We start from the raw sequence: 18,200 nt of genomic DNA on the forward strand, positions 1-18,200 counted from the left end.
TGCTCACACCTTAATGCGGCGTTATGTACTTTGGAGAAAATATGGAAGTAGTCACTACTGAAAAACACGTCTCAGAATATCCTAATCCGTTTTATTTGAAACAAGGCGATAAAGTAACTCTCGGTGCAATTGACGACGAGTTTCCCAATTGGATCCTTATAACCAGTAGCGAAGAGGCGCAAGGTTGGGCTCCAGTTCAATATATCGAAAAGATTGAAGGGGTCTCTGAAGGTATTTTGCTTAAAGACTATGACAATGTTGAGCTAAATACCGTCATTGGTGAAAAGTTGTCAGTACTATTTGAACTCAATGAGTGGTATCGAGTTTCGAGGGCAACGGGTGAAGTCGGTTGGGTACCAGTGCGCTCGGTAAAGCGTACATAACAAATTTTTCAAGATGGATTCGCAACGCATGGCATTTTTACTATGCATTGATTTTAGTGCTTAAGGTGGTGTGCGGAGGCATCGGTATTGCGTTGCTCACACCTTAACCGAGCGTTATATTTCACAGGGGTAATTCGTGAACTCCCACACAACCGTTATTGTTGATTGGCATGGCCCATATAGCTACAACGAAGTTGAAGAAGAGCCAGAGCGAGGAAATGGGCTTTACCTTGCCACAGGAAAATTAAAATATGGGCGAGAGTCGACCATTCAATACTGTGGCATTACTGAGGGAAGCTTCATTGGGAGATTTAAAAACCACTACAAAGTGCGTGAAATAAATCGAGAGCAAGAATTCTGGCTAGGCACTATCCAGTACCCTGGAGACGCCTCGAGACATTTTCTTGAAATAGCAGAGTCAATAATTATTTACTTCTGGCAGCCCGCCCTTAACGAAAGAAAAAGGGTGCACGTCCCCAGGTCAATCACCTTAGTAAACAAATGGTTCAAAAAGGATGGGACGCCCCGCCGAAGGCAGCACACCATGTGTAAGCATCTCGACGATGTAATATCTTGGGATGGCGAGCTTTGGAGAAGCGGAAATCTTCAAGTTTGGGATGAGTAAACTATAAAAATACACTCAACTTTCGCTCACTCCGTTTTCTGGACAGCAAAGAGCTATGATTTTATATGCCCGTTAGCTTAATCGTTAGGCGAAAGGAAGCACTTGATTGAATATTAAAGAAAAGCTGGAAGAGCTAAAAAATATTCCTTGTCCTGTCCAGTTTAAAGGACTGCCTGAAAATGGAACTTTAGAAATACAATGCTTCACAAAAGACAATGAATTATCATGTTCCCATGGCGGTACTAAGTATCTAATATTTGCCGTAACCACTGATGGTTGGGATCTGTTAATCGAGTCAGACTCTAGTGAAGGTGTCATCTTTCAGAGAGAGATGGATGATATTGATACAATTGGTATAACTATAAAACAGTTGCTTGAGGCTCATAATGTTACATTGTAAATTCTCCCCCAAAAAATCAATAAACTACAGGCTAGACATCCACTGCGCCACCCATTTTATGCTTTAATCGCATAAAATTATCAGCACAGCTCCGGTACCTTGGCGGAGCGTTACTGTATATAGGGACTATGGAAAAACTTCTAGAAACACTAAAATCAATGGATCAGGACGAGCTTGATAGGATCCTGGATAGCAGAGACGAAGATCAATTTGATACAGCATGGATTGAACTTCACCAAAGCACTTCTGGTATAGACGTACCATTTGAGAATAGAGAACTGTTTCTCAAGTTGTCCAAAGCGACAAGTTGCCATGAGATATGCTCATATATATCAGATGATTTCGAGCTTATCAGTAAAGCCGAAGCGCTTGGGATAGAGTCAGCGTTCTTGAATTATTTAAAATGTAGCTACGAGCAGGGCCTAGTCCCGAGTGAATGGCAAGGATAACAGGGCGGTGCAATCGCACTATGGGCTAGATGCGACTATACGGCCATGCCTAAGAAACTAAATATTGCAATAAAATAGAGAGCGCAAGGCTCTCCTGAAGTGATTCATTTATAATAGCTGCAATAGCAGGCTTTGTTCCTTGAGATTGCTATTGGCAAAATCAGCAGTGTTTTTATCCTATATTATGAAGAGATCTTCAGTAGCACTGTTGGAAATTAGTTGTCTCATCTTCCGGCGATTGAGAACGGGCTGCAACGCTGAGTTCTAGTGCAATACTCTCGGCTCTGGCTCTTGCATTGGCTACTGAAATTCTGTGCCTTTCATCACCAAACTCTTGGTACTCAGCGGCAATCTCATATATCGTGTCTGCTCCTAGATATTTACTCAATGTCCGCAGATGCGGTACCAGGTGACCAGAGCTTTCTCTTATACCTCCCTTTTCAAAACCATACTCACCGCTGGACGTTACAATGATCAATGTCTTACCGGAAAGCATAGGCTGCAACGGGTAGTCCCCCCGTGCGAGATCAAAATCGAAGGTTTTATTTATACGAACAATTTGATCGAACCAGGCTTTTAGCTGAGCTGGCATACCATAGTTATACATGGGTGAGGAAATCAAGATAACATCGGCAGCTGATACTTCTGCTATCAGCTTATCTGATAAGGCCAATCTTTCTTTCTGTGCCGGGGTCCTTTTTTCCTCAGGGGTAAATACCGCACCAATCCAGTCTTGCGTGATGAAATCAGGTGGATTTACGCCAACATCACGATATATATACTCGTCCCCTGGTCGATTCTTTCTCCATGTCTCGATAAATCGCAGAGCGATATTCTTCGATATGGAATCGTGATCGGGGTTAGGGTTGCTTGCAGCTCTAACACTTGAGTCGATATGTAATAATGTGCTCATGTTCCTTACCTTAGTTAGTTCATAACAGGGGCTATTTTGTAAGCCTCTGTCGGAGTGGGCAAACGAGAAATCCGCACTTGTAGATGAATTTAAATCATCTATAATCTCGACCAGGCAGTTATGGATATGGAGATTAGAGTTGCAGGTATCGTTGCAGGCACTGAAAGCTTTTGAGTCGGCAGCCCGTCTGGGAAGTTTCAAGTTGGCTGCAGAAGAACTTTCGCTTACTCCAACAGCCATTTCACACCACATTAGTAACCTGGAAAGTCGGCTAAATGTGAATCTGTTTCATCGACTGGGAAGACGGATATCACTAACTGGAGCCGGTGTACTACTAGCCAAAGCAACCTCTGATGGATTTCGGAAAATTGACAGTGCTTTGGATGAGGTGATGAAGGCTGGCAGTGCGGTCAGGGTCACGACAACATCGTCATTGGCAGCTATGGTACTGATACCTTCCCAGCATGAGTTTGAACAAGCCAACCCTGATGTTTCTTTGGAAATCTCGACCGGCGAGTTGGTCGACAGCCAATCATATATTGTCCCCATTCGGTTAGGTGATGTCTCAGTCGCCGAGAATGCCGATGTCATTAAAATTGAATCATTCAATGTATTTGGTGCTTATGGAATGGCCCCTCCTTCTTGGTCAGGCGATCCCATTACTCTTTTTACAACTGAGTGGAAAAATAGAGTGCTGCCGGATCCTCCACTAGCTGCTTGGTTGGAAGAAAATGGCCTTGATGGTTCCAATATTAAACTCAGAAAGTTTGATCAAGAGCTTTTCGGCATTCAACAGGCTATGGCAGGAAATGGGCTGGTTTTCTGCTCTACGACACTCACTAAGAGATTGCTAGAATCCAACCTTCTACAGCAGTTTGAAACTAGACCGGTCAAGTCAAACCTATGCTATTACGTGCCAAACAAGGATAGCTTCGAGACTAGAAGTGCTACCAGATTTATAAATTGGATTGACGACATTTTGAACCAGTGATCCAACTCGTTGAGTATCAGCAGGGAAAAGTTCCCACAAAAAAGGCTACCACAGCCGCAAACATCTACTTGGCGCTTCCAGCTTTTCAGTTGGCTGGATATCATTTGAAAACGTATCTCATCAACCAATAACTAGAGGCTCCATGACATTAAGACCAGAGTTGCAACCAAAAGATGTTGATCCCGTATTACTTGAACGTTTAGCGACGCTGGCAGATGAAATTGATGGCGGTGAGAAAGATGAGTGCCTTGATAAAGTGCTCGAATTCAACTCTCTATCCGAAACCAACCACCGGTTTATCGATTTTCAGGGACTCTACGGTGGTAGCGGCCACGAGGATTGGACACGTCGATTACTTATACTTAAATCGATAGTGCCTCAGCCCGACATTACCAGAAATGAATTAATCGAAATAACGAGATTAGCACTTCTTGGTGATGAGAGTTATCTGGATATACTGGAGAGTAATGTCGACTATCCTTTTGTCTCGGATTTAATCTATTATCCTTCGAGCTTCCCTGAGTTTGGGAAAGATGACCTTACGGAGCAAGAGATAGTTGACTTCATTCTTAATTATAAGAAAACCGAATTATCAAAATCGGAACAAGTTAGACTGTTAGAAAAGCATGTAGAGCAGGGACTGTCTCACGACGAGTTTCGGCTGTTATCTGAAAACTTGATTGGTTTCGAGTTGAATTACTTGGCTAGCTGGTTACGTTCACAAGATTTTAGCCCGAGTGAAGCACTTGAGTTGATACACCAGGGCAAAATAGTCTCAGATTATGCAGCAACGATTTCGTTGAAGCTGTAATGCACAACATAAGCCCAACCAACCTAGAATCCCCCATGCCATTCACCTTTATCAAAGCCACAGACAACGACAGGGCTTACCTGTTGAGCCTTAGAAAGCTGACCATGGTGGAACACCTTGAACGGTCGGGGCAGTTTCTGTCCGAAGAGGAACATCTCTTTAGGTTAAATGATGACTACGATTTGTCCCATTTGATTACCCATGACCGCCAAGTGGTCGGCACCTTGAAGTTCCGGGAAGGGGATAAGCAGATTGAGATACTGCAACTGCAGATCCACCCTGACTTTCAAGGTAAGGGGTTAGGGCAGCAGGTGCTTGAGCAGGTTATTAGTAGCGCCAACCCAAAGGATGTGGAACTCACGGTACTAAAGGTGAATAGGGCCCTTAACCTCTACAAACGATTGGGCTTTGTGATTTATGGAGAAGATCAGTTTGAATTCTTTATGCGTAAGGTAGCAGGAGCCCGTTAAAGCCCTACCAACCTTGTCCCTGCCTTTGCCAGCCCCTTAAGGATGCCGTGCAAGGCAGCCTCCCTCTTTGAAGCCTGCCTCCCCTACTTCCCCCTGGGCACCCTGTTTGAGTTGGGTGCCTGGGGCATTGACCTTATGCAGAAGTCGCATCCCCCAATAGCCAGGTAACGGCGGCTTCGGCGTGGTGGCGGCAACTGGCGGCGCTTTCTTGCTGCTGTAGGTCCACCAGCAGGGCTTCGATAAAACTGCGGCCCCGCAGGGCAGCCAGAAACTGGTCACTGGCCAGTTCAGGATCGGCCAGGACCAGGGCGCCCTGCTCTACCAGCTGCGCCAGGTGCTGGCTGAGCAGCTGCTGGGAATAACGGACTGTCCTGTCCAGGAAAAAGCCGATTAGCTCCGGGTCCTGGTTAACCCTGGCGATCAGCAGCCGAAACAGCTTTGCCAGTTGCGCGGAGTTCAGCAAGGTCCGGTAGCGGCAGCCAAATTCCACCAGCTGTTGGCGCAGTGCCGGCCCCTTAGCGTCTTTCAGCTCGATCACCTGCCAGGCCTGCTCGGTGAAGTTGGCCACCACGGCCTTGAGCAGGCCTTGTTTGTCGCCAAAGTAGCGATACAGGGTTTGCTTGGACCCACCGCAGCGCTCGATAAGCTGGTCCAGGTTGGTGCCTTCATATCCTTGTTCAAAAAACAGTTCTGTCGCTTCGGCTAGAAATTTCGCCTGCTTTGCTTGTGTAGATGGCCGCATGGCACTCCCCTCCAAAACCAGTACCCAATAGTACACTTTTTGACTTAACTGGCCCACGGCCAGCTTGCCGGATTCGGCGATCATCATTATAGTACTGTACCGTACAGTTTTGTAATGAGGTCCTGTTGATGAAAAAGCGCATCCTGAAAGTGGCCATGGCGGGGCTGCTGCTCACCGCCACCGCCGCCCTTTGCTGGCCCCTGTTGCCCCACCCTGGCGAGGTTCACACCGACAATGCCTATGTTCACGGCGAGGTGACGCAGATCAGCGCCGAGGTAAACGGCGTACTGACCCGGCTGCACGTGACCGACAACCAGCAGGTACAAGCGGGGCAGTTGCTGGCTGAAATTGACGACCGTGACTACCAGGCACGGCTGGCCAAAGCCAAGGCGGGGCTGGCCCTGTGCCTGGCCAACCTGGATAACCTGGCGGCGCGCACCCGAGTGCAGCAGGTACGGATTGAGGAAAATGCGGCCCGGCTGGATGCCGCCGTCGCCGAAGAGGCCCTGCAAGGGCAGGAACTTAAGCGTTACCGGGAGTTGGTTGGCAGCGGCGCCGTTAGCCGGACCCATTACGATCAACAGGTCAGCCGGGAGCGCCAGGCCAAGGCTGCCTTGGCGGCGGCTCGCCAGCAATTGCAAGGCAGCCACCAGCAACTGGCCACCCTGGCGACCGAGCAGGCCAACCTGCTGGCCCAGCAGCAACAGGCCCTGGCCGACATTGCCCTGGCAGAGCTGGCCCTGGACGACACCCACATTCGCGCCCCGGTGGCCGGGGTGATTGCCGATCGCAAGGTCCAGACCGGTGAATTGCTCAAGGCCGGGGCGCCGCTGTTTTCCCTGGTACCCCTTGACCAAATCTGGCTGCAAGCCAACTTCAAGGAAACCCAGGTAACCGATATGCGCCCGGGGCAGCAGGTGAAGGTGGTGCTGGACCGCCTGCCCAACCAGCCCCTTGCGGGGCGGATAGAAAGCCTGGCCCCGGCCACCGGAGGCCAGTTCAGCTTGATCCCTCCCAGCAATGCCACCGGCAACTTCGTCAAGATTGTCCAGCGGGTGCCGGTGCGCATTGCCCTGACACTGCCCAAGGAGTTGCAAGGGCAAGTGGTGCCGGGACTGTCTGCCGAGGTTACCGTTAACCTGGACGGGCAATAAGATGAACAAGCCGCTGAGTTTGGTGCTGCTGGCCAGCCTGGCGCTGCTGCCCCAGGGGCTGACCGGCCAGCTGTACAGCGCCGGTGCCCACCATATGGCCGGCGCCTTGGGACTGTCCCAGGACGAAGCCCGTTGGTTCAACATTGCCTACCTGCTGGCCACCCTCTGTGGACTGCCGCTGGCCAGTTGGCTGCTCCATGCCCGGGGTAGCCGCCTGACCCTGCAGCTGGGCGCCCTTATAGGGCTGGCCAGTACCCTGATAAGCACCCTGGCTGAGGACCCTGCCTGGCATTTTCTGGCCTGGGGCGGCCATGGCCTGGCGGCCGGACTGTTAACGGTGGCGGCGCAAACCCTGGTGCTTCGCCACTTTGGCTTCTCGGCCATCGCCTTGGTGGAAGGGCTGCTGATGACTGTGGTAACGCTGCTGCCCATGGGCCTTTACCCCTGGCTACTGGCCACGCTGGCCAGCCAGGGCCTTTGGCAACTGGTGTTTGCCGTGCAGCTGCTGCCCTACGGTGCCTTGCTTTGCTGGCCCCTGTTCTTTGGCTGGCCCGAGTCCAGCCGGACCAGGCCCCTGCCCTTTAACGGCCCGCAAGCGCTGCTGACCTGGGCCTTTACCCTAGGCCTTGGGCTGCTGCTGTTAAGGGGCGAGCACCATAACTGGCTGGACTCTCCCTTTATGCAAGAGCTGCTGCTGTGGACCCTCGTCGGCGGCCAGCTGCTGCTCTTTGTGATTTTCCGGCAACGGCGCCAGGGCCGTTTTCAGCGCTTTGGGGTATTGGCCAACCGCCACGCCAAGGTGTACATGTTTGACGCCGCCTTGGCGGGCTTTGCCATCTTGGGCACCACTTTGCTGATCGGGATCTTCTCCGCCACTGTGCTGCAGTACAGCGAGGAAGAGCTGGGGCGGCTGCACTTGGTGGGGCTGGGGGGCATGGGGCTTGGACTGCTGTTTAGCCTGGCGGTAACCCGCAACCCCAGGATGGACCCCATTAAGGTGGTGCCCCTCGGGGTGGCCCTGGTGCTGCTGTCCAGCTATTGGCTCAGCGGCAGCGAGGCGGGCAGCGGCCTGGCAGATCTGTGGCCGGCGCTGCTGATCAGGGGCGTTGCCATCGGCATTCTTAACGTGACCCTGACCATTCACATCTTGCGGGGCTTTGCCCGGCGCCATATCCCGGACGGGGTGGCCTTCTTTTACCAGTTTCGCACCCTTGGGTCGCTGCTGGCCGGGGCGCTGTTTGGCCACCTGATGCAGAGGGAAAGCCTGCAGGCAGGCCAAGTGCTGGGCCAAAGCGCGCAGCTGCACGACGCCCTGGCCCAGGGCAGCTACGGCGCCCCGGCGCTACTGGGACAGCTGCAGCACCAGGCCCTGGCCGTTGGGGCCATGAACAACTTCCGCTGGTTTATCCTGGCGGTACTGGTGCTGGTGCCACTGATGAAGGTGCTGCTGCACTGGGCCAAGGGGGAGCGGCACTAGCTGTGCTCAGTTACCCCTGTAGGTGGAATAGCCGTAAGGGCTTAGCAGCAGGGGGATATGGTAGTGGGGCAGGCTGCCGTCGGCGGTAAAGATCACCGGGATGCTGGGAAAGAAGCTGGCCTGGTGGTGCTTGGCAAACCAGTCGCCGGTCATAAATTCCACCTTGTAGGTGCCGGGTACCAGGGCCTGGCCGGCCGGATAAAGGGCTGGCACCCGCCCCTGGGCGTTGGTGGTGGCAGTGGCCAGGGTCACCCAACCGGCCGGGCCCAGTTGTTCCAGGCGCACCGCGACCCCGGCGGAAGGCAGCCCGGTTTGGGTATCAAGGACATGGACACTCAAGGGATTGGCGGTGTCGGCAAAGGCCAAGGCCGGCAGCAACAGGGCCAGGGTGAAAAGCAGAGTGCGCATTATTCAGTCTCCTTTGTCTTTGAAAAAGCACGGAAGTTAGACCTGCCCAGGGCGCTTTTTCTTACAAGGAGATCAGGACTCGAGAATAACGGTGGCCATGGCCAGCTCTTTTTCGTCAGACAGGGCCAGGTGGCAGTGGCGCACCCCCAGGGCCTGGGCCAGGGCCAGGGCCTGGCCGCGCAGGGTCAGCACCGGCTTGCCGGCGGCGTCGTTGCTGACCTCAAAGTCCTGAAAGCTCACCCCTTTGGCAATACCGGTACCCAGGGCCTTGGCCGCCGCTTCCTTGGCGGCCCAGCGCTTGGCGATATAGGACAGGGGCTGGCCGCGCAGCTGGTATTGCTGCTGCTCGGCCTCGGTCAGCAGCCGCTTGGCAAAACGCGCCGCCGAGCGGGCAAAGCGCTCGATACGCACCACGTCGTTGCCCAGGCCCACTATCACCTTGCCGCCACCATCAGTGCTTTGATGTCCCGCACCGCCTTGTCCAGGCCGTCAAAGAGGGCACGGGCAATAAGGGCGTGGCCGATATTGAGCTCGTGGATCTGGGGAATGGCGGCGATGGGCTGCACGTTGTGGTAATGCAGGCCATGGCCAGCGTTAACGATGATGCCGAGGCTGTCGGCCAGCTCCACACCGCTGCGGATACGGGCCAGTTCCTTGGCCTGGGCGCTGCCGTGGCTGTCGGCATAGTGGCCGGTGTGAATTTCGATATAAGGCGCCTGGCACTGGGCGGCCGCTTCGATTTGGCGCGGATCGGCGTCGATAAAGAGCGACACCAAAATGCCCTGGTCTGCCATGCGCTGGCAGGCGTCCTTGACCCGGCTGAACTGGCCAGCCACGTCCAGGCCCCCTTCGGTGGTCAGCTCTTCGCGCTTTTCCGGTACCAGGCAGACAAAGGCGGGCTTGACCTGCTCGGCGATGGCCAGCATTTCCTCGGTAACCGCCATTTCCAGGTTCATGCGGGTCTGGATGGTGTCTTTGAGGAGGAATACGTCGCGGTCTTTGATGTGGCGGCGGTCTTCACGCAGGTGCACCGTGATGCCGTCGGCGCCGGCCCGCTCGGCCACGAAAGCCGCTTCCACCGGATCTGGGTACTGGCTGCCACGGGCGTTACGCACTGTGGCGATATGGTCGATATTGACGCCGAGATAGATGGGGTTCATTGGACTCCTCCTGCGAGTCGAAACAGCTCCCTGCTTTTTAGCGGTTTGTCCCCCAGCATGGGGGCCAGCAGAGCGCGGCAGAACAGTTTGGCGGTGCGGCGGGTGCCTTCATCTTGCCAGTGGTCCTGGGCCATGGCCAGCAGCGCCTGGCCAGGGTAAGGGCCTTTGACATCTGCCAGCAGCCCCTCTTCGGCTACCAGTTGGTAACGGCCTTGTGGGTTGAGGGGCTGGCCCTGGGTGTCGCGCCACAAATCGACGCCGTAGCCAAGGCGATGGCACAGGCTCAGCTCAAAGCGGCGCAGCACCGGTTCTACTTCCCCTGTGGCCAGGGCCAGCAGGGTTTGCTGGTAGAGACGAAACAGGCCGTCGGTGTCGGCCCCACGGGGCACCAGGCGAAGGATCAGTTCGTTGACGTAGAAGCCGGCATAAAGGGCGTTGCCGGCCAGGCTGTGGGGGCTTTTGACTTCGATGCTGCGGGCGTTTTTCAAATCCCCCTGGCCAGCCAGGGTCAGTTCCAGCAGCACAAAAGGCTGCATGGCCGCCCGCTTGTGGCTTTTCTTGGCGGCCATGCCCCGCACCACGGCCCCGGCCCTGCTGTCGTCTTCCAAGAGCAGTTCGGCAAGGGCCGCGTCGTCCAAGTAGGGACGGCGGTGCAGTACGTAGGCCCCCTGGGCCATTAGTCGTCCCCGTACCCCAAGGAACGCAGGGCGCGTTCGTCGTCGGCCCAGCCGGATTTCACCTTGACCCACAGTTCCAGGTGCACCGGATAGTTGAAGAGGCGCTGCATGTCCTGGCGGGCGTCGGTGCCGATACGCTTGAGCTTCTCGCCCTTGGCGCCGATCACCATCTTCTTCTGCCCTTCCCGCTCAACCAGGATCAGGCCGTTGATGTGGAAGCGCCCTTCTTCTTCCTTGAACTGCTCAATCTCGACGGTCACCGAGTAAGGCACTTCGTCGCCCAGGTTACGCATCAGCTTTTCGCGGATGATCTCGGCGGCCATAAAGCGGCTGGAACGGTCGGTGATGTGGTCGTCAGGGAAGATGTGCTCGCACTCGGGGATGCGCTTTTCCACTTCGGCCCGCAGGGCTTCGACCTGGGTGCCCTTCTCGGCGCTGATCGGCACTATGGCGGCAAAGTCGAACTGTTCGGACAGCCATTTGAGGGGCGGGAACAGGTCGTTCTTGTTCTTGACGTTGTCCACCTTGTTGACCGCCAGAATAACCGGCTTTTTCTCGGCCTTGAGCTTTTCCAGCACCATCTGGTCGTCGTCTTCCCAGTGGCTGCCTTCCACCACGAACACCACCACTTCCACGTCCCCAAGAGAGCTGGCAGCGGCGCGGTTCATCAGGCGGTTGATGGCCTTTTTCTCGTCCTTGTGCAGGCCGGGGGTGTCCACGTAGATCACCTGCAGGTCGTCCTGGGTGTCGATACCCAGGATGCGGTGGCGGGTGGTCTGGGCCTTTTTGGAGGTGATGGACACCTTCTGGCCTAACAGTTGGTTCAAAAGGGTGGATTTACCCACATTGGGGCGGCCGACGATGGCCACGAAACCACAGCGTTGTTCAGTCATTTAATTGCTCCAGGGCTTGCTCGGCGGCGGCTTGCTCGGCCTTGCGGCGGCTGGAGCCTACGCCCATGAAGGGGGCTTCGATACCGTCCACCAGGCAGGACACGGTGAAGGTCTGCTGGTGGGCTTCCCCTTCCACTTTCTCTACCTGATAGTGTGGCAGAGGCAGGCGTTTGCCTTGCAGGTATTCCTGCAGGCGGGTTTTGGGGTCTTTCTGGGCGACACCGGGTTGGATGTCGTCCAGGCGTTGTTCGTACCAGTTGAGGATCAGCTGGCGGATGCTGTCCAGGTCCGAGTCCAGGTAGATGGCGCCAATCAGGGCTTCTACCCCGTCGGCCAGGATGGACTCGCGGCGAAAGCCACCGGATTTCAGTTCACCCGGCCCCAGGCGCAGAAAGTCGCCCAGCTGGAACTCGCTGCCCAGCTCGGCCAGGGTCTTGCCTTTGACCAGGGTGGCGCGCATGCGCGACATGTCCCCTTCGTTGGCCTTGGGGAAACGGTGGTAGAGGGCGTCGGCAATCACGAAACTCAAGATGGAGTCGCCCAGGTATTCTAAGCGTTCGTTATGCTGGGAGCCGGCGCTCCGGTGCGTCAACGCCTGGCGTACCCGCTTTTCGTCATTGAAGCGGTAACCCAGGCGGCGATACAGGGTGTCTAGGGAATTGGTCATCTCTCTTCCAGTAAAGAGGGCGGTGTATCCGCCCTGCTGACGCTTTATTTTATGGGACCCAAGCGCCCAAATCTAACTCCCGTTGGTACCCAGGTGGGTAACCAGCTGTCAGCGCTGCGGTCCATATCGAAACTGATCCAGATAAAGACGGCGCGGCCCAACAGGTTTTGTTCCGGCACAAAGCCCCAAAAGCGCGAATCGCTGCTGTTGTCACGATTATCGCCCATGGCGAAATAATGGCCCGGCGGTACTGTCCACTCCCCCGGCCTGTGGCCTGACTGGCGAAAATACTGGCCAGTGCGGTCGGGGACCATGGGGTTGCTCAGGATATCATGCTTCACCTTTCCCAACTGCTCAGTGCTGGTGTCCAAGGCTAAATTTCCTTGGAAAAACGCCCCCTGGGCCTTGGGCACCTTGGCCACTTCGGCCATGGCCGGGCAAGGTTGCTGGCCCCCCTGGCAGGCCGGCTGCACATAGAGCTGGCCGTGGCGGTAGAGGATATGGTCCCCCGGCAGCCCCACCACCCGCTTGATAAGCACCTTGCCCTCTTCCAGGGGGTGCTTGAACACAAACACCTGGCCGCGCTGGGGCTCGCCGGTGGCGACGAGCTTTTTCGACCAGACCGGGTCCTTGATGCCATAGGCGAATTTTTCCACCAGAATAAAGTCCCCCACCAGCAGGGTGGGCATCATGGAGCCGGAGGGGATCTGGAAGGGCTCGTACAGGAAGCTACGCAGCACCAGCACGGCGGCAATCACCGGGAAGGCGCCCCGGCAGCTTTCCACTAAGCCCGGCTCTGCCAGCAGCCGGTCGCGGCGGTCCTGGTCGAGGTTACCGGTGGCTTCGGCCAGGGCCAGTTGCCGGCGCCGCCTGGGGGCCAGCAGCCAGTGGTCAAAGGCCCAGACCAGGCCGGTGCCCAAGGTGATGCAAACCAGAAAGATGGAAAAGAGCTGTGCCATGGGTCGTCCTTAGCCGCCAAGATGGGCCGGCGGGCATGCCGGCGTTATTGGCACTATGGCAGGCGCGCTGGCAGCGAGTTCAGTTCCATTTGTTTCAAGCTGTTACCGGCAAATTGGCGCCATAAAAAAGGGCGGCCAAGCCGCCCTTTTTCAGTGGATGGGACCCAGGCGCCCGAAGCGCACTCCTGTGGGTACCCAGCTTGGCAGCCAGCTGTCGGGCTGGCGGTCCATCTCGAAGCTCATCCAGATAAAGACGGCGCGGCCCACCAGGTTTTGCTCCGGCACAAAGCCCCAGAAGCGAGAATCGCGGCTATTGTCGCGGTTGTCGCCCATGGCGAAGTACTGGCCCTGGGGCACTATCCATTCGTCACGGCGGGTGCCGGCCTGCTGGTAGTAGTCACCGGCGCGGTCCGGGAAGGCGGGGTTGACCAGGATGTCGTGCTCCACCTCGCCCAGGGTCTCGGTGCGCCTATCCAGGGCGAAGTTACCCAGGAAGTACTGGCCTTGGCCCTTGTCGACACTGCCTATTTTGGTAAGAGTCGGGCAGTCCTTCTGGCCTTCGGGACAGGCCGGCTGGATATAGAGCTGCTTGTTGCGATAGATGATCTTATCGCCCGGCAGCCCCACTACCCGCTTGATGAAGTCGACGCTGGGATCTTCGGGATATTTAAAGACGATGATGTCACCGCGCTTGGGTTTGCCGGTGGCCACCATTTCCTTGCGCCAGACCGGGTCCTTGATGCCGTAGGCAAACTTCTCCACCAGGATGAAGTCCCCCACCAAGAGGGTGGGCATCATGGAACCGGACGGGATCTGGAAGGGCTCATACAGGAAAGAGCGCAGCACCAGCACGGCGGCGATCACCGGGAAGGCGCCACGGCAGCTTTCCACAAAGCCCGGCTCGGCCAGCAGCTTCTCCCGACTTTCTTCGTCCAGGCCCCCTGTGGTGCTGACTTCGGCTCTGGCCAAGGCCTCACGACGCCGGGGCGCCAGGAAGTATCTGTCCAAGGCCCAAACCAGGCCGGTGCCCAGGGTGATGAGCACTAATAAGATGGAGAAGTACTGCGCCATGTATCGTCCTTATTTACCCACTTTCAAGATGGCGAGGAAGGCTTCCTGGGGCACTTCCACGTTACCCAGTTGCTTCATCCGCTTTTTACCTTCTTTCTGTTTCTGAAGGAGTTTCTTCTTACGTGATACGTCACCACCATAACACTTGGCGGTTACGTCCTTACGCAGCGCCTTGACGGTGCTACGGGCGATGATGTGGTTGCCGATAGAGGCCTGGATGGCGATATCGAACATCTGGCGGGGAATGAGCTCTTTCATCTTCTCCACCAGTTCGCGGCCACGGTATTGGGCGTTGTCCTTGTGGGTGATGATGGCCAGGGCGTCAACCCGGTCGCCGTTGATCATCACGTCCAGGCGCACCATGTCGGCTATCTGGAAGCGTTTGAAGTTGTAGTCCAGTGAGGCGTAGCCACGGCTGGTGGACTTGAGGCGGTCAAAGAAGTCCAGCACCACTTCTGCCATGGGCAGTTCGTAGGTCAGGGCCACCTGGTTGCCGTGGTAGACCATGTTGGTCTGCATGCCGCGCTTTTCGATACACAGGGTGATGACGTTACCCAGGTACTCTTGCGGCACCAGGATGTTGGCCTCAACGATGGGCTCGCCGATCTCGTCGATGTTCTGGATGGGCGGCAGGGCCGAGGGGTTGTCTACCTGGATGGTTTCACCGTCGGTCTTTTTGACCTCGTAGATTACGGTGGGGGCGGTGGTGATCAGATCCAGATCGTATTCCCGCTCCAGGCGCTCCTGGATGATCTCCATGTGCAGCATGCCGAGGAAGCCCAGGCGGAAGCCAAAGCCAAGGGCAGTGGAGGTTTCCGGCTCGTAGAACAGCGACGCGTCGTTCAAGGACAATTTGCCCAGGGCGTCACGGAAGGACTCATAGTCGTCGGAGCTGATGGGGAACAGGCCGGCATAGACCTGGGGCTTGACCTTTTTAAAGCCCGGCAGGGGCTTGTCGGCGCCGTTACGGGCCAGGGTCAGGGTGTCGCCCACGGGGGCGCCGTGGATGTCCTTAATACCGCAGACCACCCAGCCTACCTCGCCGCATTTAAGGCCGTCGGTGTCTTTCTGTTTGGGGGTGAAGATACCGATGCGGTCCACGTCCCAGTTCTGGCCGGTGCTCATCACCTTGATCTTGTCGCCCTTCTTGAGGGAACCGTTCTTGATGCGCACCAGGGACACTACCCCCAGGTAGGGGTCGAACCAGGAGTCGATGATCAGGGCTTGCAGAGGGGCGTCCGGCTCACCGACCGGGGAAGGGATGGCCTGGACAATGCGCTCAAGTACGTCTTCGACGCCGATGCCGGTTTTGGCGGAGCAGCGCACTGCGTCGATGGCTTCGATGCCGACGATGTCTTCGATTTCGGTGGCAACGCGCTCGGGGTCGGCCTGGGGCAGGTCAATCTTGTTGAGGACCGGCACCACTTCCAGGTTCTGTTCCAGGGCGGTGTAACAGTTGGCCAGGGTTTGGGCTTCTACCCCTTGGCCGGCGTCCACCACCAGCAGGGCCCCTTCACAGGCCGCCAGGGAACGGGACACTTCATAGGAAAAGTCCACGTGGCCGGGGGTGTCGATGAAGTTGAGCTGGTAAGTCTCGCCGTCTTTGGCCTGGTAGTTGAGGGTAACACTCTGGGCCTTGATGGTGATGCCACGCTCACGTTCCAGATCCATGGAATCCAGAACCTGTTGTTGCATCTCGCGATCGGTCAGGCCACCACAGACCTGGATCAGGCGGTCGGACAGAGTGGATTTGCCGTGGTCGATATGGGCAATGATAGAAAAGTTACGAATATGCTTCATGAGGCTTGGATGGGTCCACGTCAATGCTGGGTCGCAAATGCGGGGATTTTACGCTAAAGCGCCGGGCAAATCATCCGCCGATCATCTCGACGCCCAGGCGCTGTTGCTCGCGGCTGAGCACCTTGACCAGTACCGGCTCGGCCACCAGCCGCGCCGACAGCAGCCCGGCCCATTTAAAGCCGCCCCAGCCGCCTCCGATAAGGGCCGGCAAGACCCACAGTTCGGACAGCTGCCATTGTTCCACCAGCCTTGAGGCCAGCAGGGCGGCGCCGATCAGGCACAGCAGTGGCAGCAGGTAGAGCACCAGGGTGCCGCGCACCAGGCTTTGCTCGCTGATGCCCACCCGCACCAAGTCCCCTACCGCCACCGGCTGGGCGCAGCGCATGTCCAGCACGTCCAGGCGCTGGCTAAAGGCCTTGGACAGTTGGCCGGAGCCGCAATGGTCGGTATTGGCGCAGCCGTCACAGCTGGACTGGCGGCGAAACTGCACCTTGATGTGCTCGCCCTTGACCGCCACCACTTCCACGTCACGTTCTATCATTGCCTACCTGTCAGGCTGACCTGGCTTGCCACCCGCTCCAGGGCCGCCGTCGGTACCGTGCCTACCACCATGACTTCAATGCCACCGTGATTGATACCCACCAGGTTGTAAAAACCGTTCTGGTGGATGGTCAGCTCCTGTGAAGGGGCGCTGGGATTTATGTAGACGGCGATTTCAGCCAGGCCGTCGGAATAGAGCCAGTAGTCCACCCCTTCTCCCAGCAGGGCCAGGCGGTGGTAGTTGGCCACCACAGGGTGAAAACCCGGGGGCAACCAGTTGACGCTGCCAAGGGCCTGGGGCTGAAGCTGGCTGGCGGCGGCGCTGGGGGCAGGGAAGCTCACCTGTGCCACCCTTTGCAAATGCTCGGAGGGGCCGTCCAACTGGTCCAGATCCACCACCATCAGCTGTTCGATAACGTCGGCGTCCTGGGCGACTCTATCCACCCGCAGCGGCAGCCGGCTGTCTTTGTCTATCCAGATCCAATAACCGTGGCGGTAGCTGTCCTTGGGAACGATGCGCAGCAGCTGGGCCGGGTGGCCAGCGATGCGGGAAATACCCGCCAGCACCAGATCATAGTGTTCGGCCAGGTCCTTGGGGGGCGCCAGCAGGGCGTCGGGAATGGGTCCACGGATGCTGTCAGCCCGGTAAGAAAAGGGGCTGTGATCCATGTCCAGCAGGGTGACGATATCCCCCTTCCTGACCACTTCCCGGGGCGGGCCATTGAGGAACACCAGGTGTTCCACCTGTTCGCCGTCAATCACGCCATGCTCGTAACGGAAAGGCTGCACCCTGCCCTCCTGGACCTTGACCAGGGACAACACATAGTTGTCATGGGTCAGGGCTTGGGACAGGGAACCCAGCCATTGCAGGGCTTGTTCGGTATTGGTTGGGCGGGTGCCACGCTCGCCACCCTGGGAAAGGTCCGGTACTTCAGCCACGTTGGCGGCCACGGAGACGGCCGCAGGGCCGGTAGGGAGATCCCCAGCCTGGGGCTGGGGAGAAGTTGTTAGTGCAGCCAGCACTAACCAGGGCAACATCATTGGGGATTGGCCTCGTTATCCTCGCCGTTTTCATCGTCCTGCAGGCGCAGCTGCTGGGCGTGGTCTTGCAGGTAGGCGTTGACGCGGCGCTGCTGCTCGGCCTGCACCAGGCGGCCTTGCTGCTGGCCGGCACGGGGGCCGGCGGCCTCCAGGCTGACCGGGGCGGCAGTGCCGATGGCAGGCAGGGTAGACAGTACCGGGCTGCTGGGCTGGGGCAGGTCGTCCTGGGTGCTGTATTGCTGCACCCCAACAATGGCCACCAGTGCTACAGAAGCGGCAATGGCCAACTGGGCCACCGGGCGCCAGAAGCCTTGCACCCCTTTGGGCTTGGCCACCGCCTGGGGGGCCAATATGGCAGGCTCTTCGGCCAGGGCGGCAGCCACCTTGCTGGTGATGTCAAAGGCCATCTCCCCTGGCAAGTCGCCGCGCATGGCATCACCGATCAGGTGATAACGCTGCCAACGCTCCTGCACTTGAGGGTCGGATTTGAGATCTTCCAGCCAGTGGTCGTCCAGCGGGTGCTGGTTGTCCACCAGGGCCGAGAAGAGTTCGTCACGTTGCTGTGCCAT

Annotated in this window: 22 protein-coding genes; 8 read left to right on the forward strand and 14 right to left on the reverse strand. The window is 56.9% G+C overall.

The genetic code is table 11. From position 1 onward, the window contains the following. The first annotated feature begins 41 nt into the window (after positions 1–41). The 3 genes from B3C1_RS17715 to B3C1_RS20355 all read left to right on the forward strand — a co-directional run bounded on the left by B3C1_RS17715 (position 42) and on the right by B3C1_RS20355 (position 1,408). Positions 42–383, forward strand: a complete 342-nt coding sequence (locus tag B3C1_RS17715) for an SH3 domain-containing protein (protein ID WP_035482712.1) — start codon at positions 42–44, stop codon at positions 381–383. 136 nt (positions 384–519) lie between these two features. Then, positions 520–1,008, forward strand: coding sequence for a hypothetical protein (locus B3C1_RS19960; RefSeq protein WP_083858391.1), 489 nt, complete (start codon positions 520–522; stop codon positions 1,006–1,008). Positions 1,009–1,114: 106 nt separating this feature from the next. Then, on the forward strand, positions 1,115–1,408 hold the full coding sequence (locus tag B3C1_RS20355; protein WP_156804623.1) for a hypothetical protein: 294 nt from the start codon (positions 1,115–1,117) through the stop codon (positions 1,406–1,408). A 645-nt stretch (positions 1,409–2,053) separates the two neighbouring features. On the opposite strand, the gene B3C1_RS19965 is transcribed toward B3C1_RS20355, so the two are convergent. Next, positions 2,054–2,770: an FMN-dependent NADH-azoreductase gene (locus B3C1_RS19965; protein WP_008486518.1), complete on the reverse strand. Its 717-nt coding sequence runs from the start codon at positions 2,768–2,770 to the stop codon at positions 2,054–2,056. Between the two features lie 139 nt (positions 2,771–2,909). Here B3C1_RS19965 and B3C1_RS17725 point away from each other — a divergent pair, with 139 nt between their 5' ends. From B3C1_RS17725 to B3C1_RS17735, 3 genes are all read left to right on the forward strand, one after another. Then, positions 2,910–3,761 (forward strand): LysR family transcriptional regulator, encoded by an 852-nt coding sequence (locus tag B3C1_RS17725; RefSeq protein WP_035482704.1) that lies wholly within the window; start codon positions 2,910–2,912, stop codon positions 3,759–3,761. 142 nt (positions 3,762–3,903) lie between these two features. After that, positions 3,904–4,572 carry a hypothetical protein gene (locus B3C1_RS17730; RefSeq protein ID WP_008486520.1) on the forward strand — a complete coding sequence of 223 codons (669 nt, stop codon included), beginning with the start codon at positions 3,904–3,906 and terminating at the stop codon, positions 4,570–4,572. Positions 4,573–4,607: 35 nt separating this feature from the next. Beyond that, a complete protein-coding gene (locus B3C1_RS17735) occupies positions 4,608–5,042 on the forward strand; it encodes a GNAT family N-acetyltransferase (RefSeq protein WP_035482706.1) in 435 nt (144 codons plus the stop codon). Between the two features lie 133 nt (positions 5,043–5,175). Here the strand turns inward: B3C1_RS17735 and B3C1_RS17740 are convergent, their stop codons facing one another. Continuing rightward, positions 5,176–5,784 carry a TetR/AcrR family transcriptional regulator gene (locus tag B3C1_RS17740; RefSeq protein ID WP_035482714.1) on the reverse strand — a complete coding sequence of 203 codons (609 nt, stop codon included), beginning with the start codon at positions 5,782–5,784 and terminating at the stop codon, positions 5,176–5,178. A gap of 128 nt (positions 5,785–5,912) precedes the next feature. Between B3C1_RS17740 and B3C1_RS17745 the strand changes: the two genes are divergently transcribed. Together B3C1_RS17745 and B3C1_RS17750 are read left to right on the forward strand one after the other, a co-directional pair. Beyond that, positions 5,913–6,938, forward strand: a complete 1,026-nt coding sequence (locus B3C1_RS17745; protein ID WP_008486524.1) for an HlyD family secretion protein — start codon at positions 5,913–5,915, stop codon at positions 6,936–6,938. Between the two features lies 1 nt (position 6,939). Beyond that, entirely contained in the window at positions 6,940–8,415 is a 1,476-nt protein-coding gene (locus B3C1_RS17750) for an MFS transporter (RefSeq protein WP_008486526.1), read from the forward strand. 6 nt (positions 8,416–8,421) lie between these two features. Here B3C1_RS17750 and uraH read toward each other — a convergent pair whose 3' ends face one another. The 12 genes from uraH to B3C1_RS17810 form a co-directional block, all read right to left on the reverse strand. Further along, positions 8,422–8,823 carry a hydroxyisourate hydrolase gene (gene uraH / locus B3C1_RS17755; RefSeq protein WP_008486527.1) on the reverse strand — a complete coding sequence of 134 codons (402 nt, stop codon included), beginning with the start codon at positions 8,821–8,823 and terminating at the stop codon, positions 8,422–8,424. Positions 8,824–8,895: 72 nt separating this feature from the next. Further along, the gene (gene acpS, locus B3C1_RS17760; protein ID WP_008486529.1) at positions 8,896–9,261 is read right to left on the reverse strand and encodes a holo-ACP synthase; all 366 of its coding nucleotides are present in this window, start codon (positions 9,259–9,261) and stop codon (positions 8,896–8,898) included. Then, positions 9,258–9,983 (reverse strand): pyridoxine 5'-phosphate synthase, encoded by a 726-nt coding sequence (gene pdxJ / locus B3C1_RS17765; protein WP_008486531.1) that lies wholly within the window; start codon positions 9,981–9,983, stop codon positions 9,258–9,260. Before pdxJ ends, acpS begins: the two co-directional genes overlap by 4 nt. Beyond that, a complete protein-coding gene (gene recO / locus B3C1_RS17770; protein ID WP_008486532.1) occupies positions 9,980–10,660 on the reverse strand; it encodes a DNA repair protein RecO in 681 nt (226 codons plus the stop codon). The genes pdxJ and recO overlap by 4 nt, the downstream gene beginning before the upstream one ends. Beyond that, the gene (gene era, locus B3C1_RS17775; protein WP_008486533.1) at positions 10,660–11,553 is read right to left on the reverse strand and encodes a GTPase Era; all 894 of its coding nucleotides are present in this window, start codon (positions 11,551–11,553) and stop codon (positions 10,660–10,662) included. Before era ends, recO begins: the two co-directional genes overlap by 1 nt. Further along, positions 11,546–12,220, reverse strand: coding sequence for a ribonuclease III (rnc, locus tag B3C1_RS17780; RefSeq protein WP_008486534.1), 675 nt, complete (start codon positions 12,218–12,220; stop codon positions 11,546–11,548). The genes era and rnc overlap by 8 nt, the downstream gene beginning before the upstream one ends. 44 nt (positions 12,221–12,264) lie before the next feature. Continuing rightward, positions 12,265–13,179 (reverse strand): signal peptidase I, encoded by a 915-nt coding sequence (gene lepB, locus B3C1_RS17785; RefSeq protein WP_008486535.1) that lies wholly within the window; start codon positions 13,177–13,179, stop codon positions 12,265–12,267. Positions 13,180–13,329: 150 nt separating this feature from the next. Then, positions 13,330–14,250, reverse strand: coding sequence for a signal peptidase I (gene lepB, locus B3C1_RS17790; RefSeq protein ID WP_008486537.1), 921 nt, complete (start codon positions 14,248–14,250; stop codon positions 13,330–13,332). A 9-nt stretch (positions 14,251–14,259) separates the two neighbouring features. Beyond that, the gene (lepA, locus tag B3C1_RS17795; RefSeq protein ID WP_008486538.1) at positions 14,260–16,050 is read right to left on the reverse strand and encodes a translation elongation factor 4; all 1,791 of its coding nucleotides are present in this window, start codon (positions 16,048–16,050) and stop codon (positions 14,260–14,262) included. 70 nt (positions 16,051–16,120) lie between these two features. Then, the gene (locus tag B3C1_RS19555) at positions 16,121–16,591 is read right to left on the reverse strand and encodes a SoxR reducing system RseC family protein (protein WP_008486540.1); all 471 of its coding nucleotides are present in this window, start codon (positions 16,589–16,591) and stop codon (positions 16,121–16,123) included. Next, complete coding sequence (locus B3C1_RS17805; protein ID WP_192813404.1) at positions 16,588–17,628, reverse strand: MucB/RseB C-terminal domain-containing protein; 1,041 nt, start codon at positions 17,626–17,628, stop codon at positions 16,588–16,590. The genes B3C1_RS19555 and B3C1_RS17805 overlap by 4 nt, the downstream gene beginning before the upstream one ends. Further along, complete coding sequence (locus B3C1_RS17810) at positions 17,628–18,200, reverse strand: sigma-E factor negative regulatory protein (RefSeq protein WP_008486542.1); 573 nt, start codon at positions 18,198–18,200, stop codon at positions 17,628–17,630. Before B3C1_RS17810 ends, B3C1_RS17805 begins: the two co-directional genes overlap by 1 nt.

The sequence above is a fragment of the Gallaecimonas xiamenensis 3-C-1 genome (assembly GCF_000299915.1).
GTDB lineage: Bacteria > Pseudomonadota > Gammaproteobacteria > Enterobacterales > Gallaecimonadaceae > Gallaecimonas > Gallaecimonas xiamenensis.

What these genes read in the sequence shown, in the direction of transcription:
- B3C1_RS17715 (WP_035482712.1), top strand. Translation starts at nt 42, where the DNA reads ATGGAAGTAGTCACTACTGAAAAACACGTCTCAGAATATCCTAATCCG.
- B3C1_RS19965 (WP_008486518.1), bottom strand. Translation starts at nt 2,770, where the DNA reads ATGAGCACATTATTACATATCGACTCAAGTGTTAGAGCTGCAAGCAAC.
- B3C1_RS17730 (WP_008486520.1), top strand. Translation starts at nt 3,904, where the DNA reads ATGACATTAAGACCAGAGTTGCAACCAAAAGATGTTGATCCCGTATTA.
- B3C1_RS17735 (WP_035482706.1), top strand. Translation starts at nt 4,608, where the DNA reads ATGCCATTCACCTTTATCAAAGCCACAGACAACGACAGGGCTTACCTG.
- B3C1_RS17740 (WP_035482714.1), bottom strand. Translation starts at nt 5,784, where the DNA reads ATGCGGCCATCTACACAAGCAAAGCAGGCGAAATTTCTAGCCGAAGCG.
- B3C1_RS17745 (WP_008486524.1), top strand. Translation starts at nt 5,913, where the DNA reads ATGAAAAAGCGCATCCTGAAAGTGGCCATGGCGGGGCTGCTGCTCACC.
- B3C1_RS17750 (WP_008486526.1), top strand. Translation starts at nt 6,940, where the DNA reads ATGAACAAGCCGCTGAGTTTGGTGCTGCTGGCCAGCCTGGCGCTGCTG.
- uraH (WP_008486527.1), bottom strand. Translation starts at nt 8,823, where the DNA reads ATGCGCACTCTGCTTTTCACCCTGGCCCTGTTGCTGCCGGCCTTGGCC.
- pdxJ (WP_008486531.1), bottom strand. Translation starts at nt 9,983, where the DNA reads ATGAACCCCATCTATCTCGGCGTCAATATCGACCATATCGCCACAGTG.
- recO (WP_008486532.1), bottom strand. Translation starts at nt 10,660, where the DNA reads ATGGCCCAGGGGGCCTACGTACTGCACCGCCGTCCCTACTTGGACGAC.
- era (WP_008486533.1), bottom strand. Translation starts at nt 11,553, where the DNA reads ATGACTGAACAACGCTGTGGTTTCGTGGCCATCGTCGGCCGCCCCAAT.
- rnc (WP_008486534.1), bottom strand. Translation starts at nt 12,220, where the DNA reads ATGACCAATTCCCTAGACACCCTGTATCGCCGCCTGGGTTACCGCTTC.
- lepB (WP_008486535.1), bottom strand. Translation starts at nt 13,179, where the DNA reads ATGGCACAGCTCTTTTCCATCTTTCTGGTTTGCATCACCTTGGGCACC.
- lepB (WP_008486537.1), bottom strand. Translation starts at nt 14,250, where the DNA reads ATGGCGCAGTACTTCTCCATCTTATTAGTGCTCATCACCCTGGGCACC.
- lepA (WP_008486538.1), bottom strand. Translation starts at nt 16,050, where the DNA reads ATGAAGCATATTCGTAACTTTTCTATCATTGCCCATATCGACCACGGC.
- B3C1_RS19555 (WP_008486540.1), bottom strand. Translation starts at nt 16,591, where the DNA reads ATGATAGAACGTGACGTGGAAGTGGTGGCGGTCAAGGGCGAGCACATC.
- B3C1_RS17805 (WP_192813404.1), bottom strand. Translation starts at nt 17,628, where the DNA reads ATGTTGCCCTGGTTAGTGCTGGCTGCACTAACAACTTCTCCCCAGCCC.
- B3C1_RS17810 (WP_008486542.1), bottom strand. Translation starts at nt 18,200, where the DNA reads ATGGCACAGCAACGTGACGAACTCTTCTCGGCCCTGGTGGACAACCAG.